5 protein-coding genes are annotated in these 4,747 nt (G+C 68.4%); all 5 read left to right on the top strand.

The genetic code is table 11. The annotated features are described in order from the left end of the window. The coding region (locus UWG_RS0112825) for an oligopeptide/dipeptide ABC transporter ATP-binding protein (protein ID WP_016907614.1) at nucleotides 1-387 on the top strand (387 nt) is incomplete at its 5' end. Between the two features lie 308 nt (nucleotides 388-695). Beyond that, nucleotides 696-2,333 (top strand): peptide ABC transporter substrate-binding protein, encoded by a 1,638-nt coding sequence (locus tag UWG_RS0112820; RefSeq protein WP_016907613.1) that lies wholly within the window; start codon nucleotides 696-698, stop codon nucleotides 2,331-2,333. Between the two features lie 6 nt (nucleotides 2,334-2,339). Next, complete coding sequence (locus UWG_RS0112815; RefSeq protein WP_016907612.1) at nucleotides 2,340-3,263, top strand: ABC transporter permease; 924 nt, start codon at nucleotides 2,340-2,342, stop codon at nucleotides 3,261-3,263. Nucleotides 3,264-3,305: 42 nt separating this feature from the next. Beyond that, the gene (locus UWG_RS0112810) at nucleotides 3,306-4,289 is read left to right on the top strand and encodes an ABC transporter permease (protein ID WP_016907611.1); all 984 of its coding nucleotides are present in this window, start codon (nucleotides 3,306-3,308) and stop codon (nucleotides 4,287-4,289) included. Nucleotides 4,290-4,294: 5 nt separating this feature from the next. Continuing rightward, nucleotides 4,295-4,747 (top strand): ATP-binding cassette domain-containing protein (locus tag UWG_RS0112805; RefSeq protein ID WP_016907610.1); only part of this gene is annotated, 453 nt, incomplete at its 3' end.

Below are 4,747 nucleotides of genomic sequence, written 5' to 3'. Positions count from 1 at the left end.
GCGCACGACCTCTCCGTCGTGCGGCACCTCTCCGACCGCGTCGGCGTCATGTACCTCGGGCGGATGGCGGAGATCGGCACGGACACCGAGATCTACGAGCACCCCACCCACCCGTACACGCAGGCGCTCCTCTCCGCCGTCCCCGTCCCCGACCCGGACGCGCGCGAGAGCCGTGAGCGCATCCTGCTCAGCGGCGACGTCCCCTCGCCCGCCGACCCGCCGTCGGGCTGCCGGTTCCGCACGCGCTGCTGGAAGGCGACGGAGCGGTGCGCGCAGGAGACCCCCGTCCTCGCGGTGCCCGAGCGCTACCGCGACGAGGAGAACGGCGCGGCGCACTCCTCCGCGTGCCACTTCGCCGAGGAGCGGGAACTGGTCCCGCAGGGCTGACCGGGACGCGGCGTACCCACGGGTGCGCCGCGCCCCGACCTCCTCGCGGCGTACCGCGTTCGGCGCACGCACCGCCGGTCACCCGGAGCAGCCCGGAACGGTATCCGGACGGAGGGGGCGCGCCTGGCGCTCGTCCCGGGCATCGGCTCCGGGGCGGGGGCCGCCGATCGCGGGGGCTCCGAGGGTGGTGGGGCATCCGAGGGTTTCTCCGTCGCGAGCAGCTCGTGCGGCGGCCTGGGGTGTCCCGAAAAATACTTTAAAGGGTGTTATGTGGTTCCGAGACGCAATCGGAGTCCGAGGAGGCACCCATGCGCGGAGCCACGCGCGTCACATGGTCCGTCGGTGCTGTCGGCGCGCTCGCTCTCGTCGCCGCGGGCTGCGGCGGTGGCGGAAGTACGGGCGGAAGCGGCGGCTCGGGCAGCGGGGTCGTCCGAGCCTTCTGGACCGATCCGCAGAACCCCATCGAGCCGGCGAACACCAACGAGGTGCAGGGCGGCAAGGTCCTCGACATGACCTTCAGGGGGCTGAAGAAGTACAACCCCGAGACCGCCGAGGCGGAGAACGCGGTCGCCGAGTCGGTCGACTCGGACGACCAGCAGAACTTCACGGTGAAGCTCAAGAAGGGCTGGAAGTTCTCCGACGGCTCAGCGGTCACCGCGCACTCCTTCGTGGACGCCTGGAACTACGGGGCGCTCGTCACCAACAAGCAGGTGAACTCGTACTTCTTCGAGTACATCGAGGGCTACGAGGACGTGCACCCCGAATCCGGAGCGCCGAAGGCCAAGACGATGTCGGGCCTGAAGGTGAAGGACGACCGCACCTTCACGGTCAAGCTCAACCAGAAGTTCTCCCTCTGGCCCGAGACCCTCGGCTACGCCGCCTACTCGCCGCTCCCCGAGTCCTTCTTCTCCGACCACGACGGCTGGTTGGAGAAGCCCGTCGGCAACGGCCCGTACAAGGTGGACTCCTACACCCGCGGCCAGTCGATGCAGCTCTCGAAGAACGACGAGTACGCGGGCGACGACAAGCCGAAGAACGACGGAGTCGAGCTGCGGGTCTACACGGACCAGAACACCGGCTACACGGATCTCCAGGCCGGCAACCTCGACGTCGTCGACGAACTCCCGGCCGGGCAGTTGAAGAACGCGAAGAAGGACCTCGACGGGCGTTACATCAACCAGCCCGCCGGCATCTTCCAGGCGGTCTCCTTTCCCGAGTACGACGACGCGTGGAAAGGCAAGGACAAGCTGAAGGTGCGGCAGGGACTCTCCATGGCGATCGACAGGGAGAAGGTCAGCTCGCAGATCTACCACGGCACCCGCGAACCGGCGACGGACTACACCTCGCCCGTGCTGAAGAAGGACGGCGGGTACTCCACGTCGCTCTGCGGAGAGATCTGCACCTTCCAGCCGAAGAAGGCGAAGAAGCTGATCGAGGAGGGCGGCGGCCTCCCCGGCGGCACCGTCACCATCACCTCGAACGTCGACACCGGGTCGCACCGGCAGTGGATGGAGGCCGTCTGCAACAGCATCAACTCGGCCTTGGACAAGGACAACGCGTGCCGTATCAACCCGGTGCCGACGTTCAGCGAGTTCCGCAAGGACATCTCGGCGAAAAAGATGGACGGGCTCTTCCGCACCGGGTGGCAGATGGACTACCCCCTCATCCAGAACTTCCTCCAGCCCCTCTTCTACACCGACGCCTCCTCCAACGACTCCGGTTACTCGAACGAGAAGGTCGACAAGCTCATGGACGAGGGGAACAAGGCGTCCGGGGAGAAGGAGGCGATCAGCAAGTTCCAGGACGCGGAGAAGGAGATCCTCAAGGACCTCCCCGCCATCCCCCTCTGGTACCAGAACGGCAACGCCGGTTATTCGGACCGGGTGAGCGACGTGAGACTCAACCCGTTCTCGGTGCCGGTCTTCACCGAAATCAAGGTGAAGTGATCCGAGGTGGGGCGCTACGTCATCAGACGCCTGCTCCAGATGATCCCGGTGTTCATCGGGACCACGCTGCTCATCTTCGTCATGGTGTACGCCATCGGGGACCCGGTGAACGCGATGTTCGGCGACCGGGCCCCGGACCCGGCGACGGCGGCGCAGCTCCGGGAGGAGTTCGACCTCGACAAGCCGCTGTGGCTCCAGTACCTGCTCTACATGGGCAAGATCTTCACCGGCGACTTCGGGACGGCCTTCAACGGGCAGCCGGTGATCGACCTGATGGCCAACGCCTTTCCGATCACGGTCAGGCTCGCCGTGATCGCCATCGTCTTCGAGATCCTCATCGGCATCACGCTCGGGGTGCTCACGGGGCTGCGCCGCGGCCGGCCGATCGACACCTCGGTCCTCGTGCTGACGCTCGTCGTCATCTCGGTGCCCACCTTCGTCACCGGCACCCTCGGCCAGTACCTCATCGGGGTGAAGTGGGGCTGGATCGCGCCGGCCGTCTCGCCGGCCGCCACCGTCGACGAACTCCTCTTTCCCGGGCTGGTGTTGGCGCTCGTCTCGCTCGCCTACGTCACCCGGCTCACGCGCACCTCGATCGCGGAGAACGCGCGGGCCGACTATGTGCGCACGGCGGTGGCGAAGGGGCTGCCGCGGCGCCGGGTGACCGTGCGGCATCTGCTGCGCAACTCGCTGATCCCGGTGGTCACCTTCCTCGGCACCGACCTGGGCAACCTGATGGCCGGCGCCCTCGTGACCGAGCGGATCTTCAACATCCAGGGCGTCGGCTTCCAACTCTTCCAGGGGATCGTGCGGCAGAACTCCCCGACCGTCGTCGGGTTCGTGACGATCCTCGTGGTCGTCTTCATCGTCGCCAACCTCCTCGTCGACCTCCTCTACGCCGTGCTCGACCCGAGGATTCGCTATGCGTGACGCCACACCGCCGACTCGCGTACCGGAGGGGGTGATCCCCCGATGACGTCGGAACCGCCGGCCGTAGGGGCGGGCGGCGCCATGGACGCGATGAGCGTCACGAACGCAGCCTCCTCGGAGGCACGCGCCGCGGACAGCGCCTCCCCGGGCCCCGAAGGACCAGGGCCCGCTCGCGAGGTGCGGAGCCTGTGGCAGGACGCCTGGCACGACCTGCGGCGCAACCCGATCTTCGTGATCGCGGCGCTGCTCATCCTCTTCCTCGTGGTGATCTCCCTCTGGCCGAGCCTGATCGCCACCCGCAACCCGCTCTCCTGCCAGCTCGGCCGCTCCCTCGAACCCGCCACGGCAGGGCACTGGTTCGGCTTCGACACCCAGGGGTGCGACGTCTACACCAAGGTCGTCTACGGGGCGCGGGCCTCGGTGACGGTCGGCGTCTGCGCCACGGCGGGGGTGGCGCTCGTCGGCAGCCTCCTCGGCGGGCTCGCCGGGTTCTTCGGCGGCGTCTGGGACGCGCTCATCTCCCGGGTCACCGACATCTTCTTCGGCATCCCCATCATGCTCGGCGGCCTCGTCTTCCTCTCCGTCACCGGCAGCCGGTCGATCTGGACGGTGGTGAGCTTCATCGTGCTGCTGGGGTGGCCGCAGATCGCGCGTATCGCCAGGGGCGCGGTGATCACCGCGAAGCAGAACGACTACGTGCTCGCCGCCAGGGCGCTCGGGGCGAGCAACACGCGGATGCTCGTGCGGCACATCCTGCCGAACGCGGTCGCGCCCGTGATCGTCACGGCCACCATCGCGCTGGGCACGTACATCGCGCTGGAGGCGACGCTGAGCTTCCTCGGCGTCGGCCTGCAACCGCCGACCGTCTCCTGGGGCGTCGACATCTCCGACGCCTCCCAGGGCATGCAGTTCCGGAACGCGCCGCACATCCTCGTCTACCCGGCCGCGGCCCTGAGCCTCACGGTGCTCGCCTTCATCATGCTCGGCGACGCGGTGCGCGACGCACTCGACCCGAAGCTGAGGTGAGCCGGATGAGCCTGCTCGAAGTGCGCGATCTGCACGTGGAGTTCGGGACGAGGGACGGCACGGCGCAGGCCGTCCGGGGCATCAGCTTCGAGGTCGAGGCGGGCGAGACGTTGGCGGTGCTCGGCGAGTCCGGCTCGGGGAAGTCGGTGAGCGCCCAGGCGATCATGGGCATCCTCGACATGCCGCCCGGGCGCATCACCGGCGGCGAGATCCTCTTCCAGGGCCGGGACCTGCTGACGACGCCCCCGGAGGAGCGTCGCCGCGTACGGGGCGCCCGCCTCGCGATGATCTTCCAGGACGCGCTCTCGGCGCTCAACCCGGTGCTGACGGTGGGCTACCAGCTCGGCGAGATGTACCGGGTGCACCAGGGCGCTTCGCGGCGGGAGGCCCGGACGAAGGCGGTCGAGCTCATGGAGCGGGTCCGTATTCCGGGTGCGGCGCAGCGGGTCGGGGACTTC

The sequence above is a fragment of the Streptomyces xiaopingdaonensis genome, assembly GCF_000262345.1.
Classification (GTDB): Bacteria; Actinomycetota; Actinomycetes; order Streptomycetales; family Streptomycetaceae; genus Streptomyces; species Streptomyces xiaopingdaonensis.
This window is presented reverse-complemented; position numbering and strand designations above follow the sequence as displayed.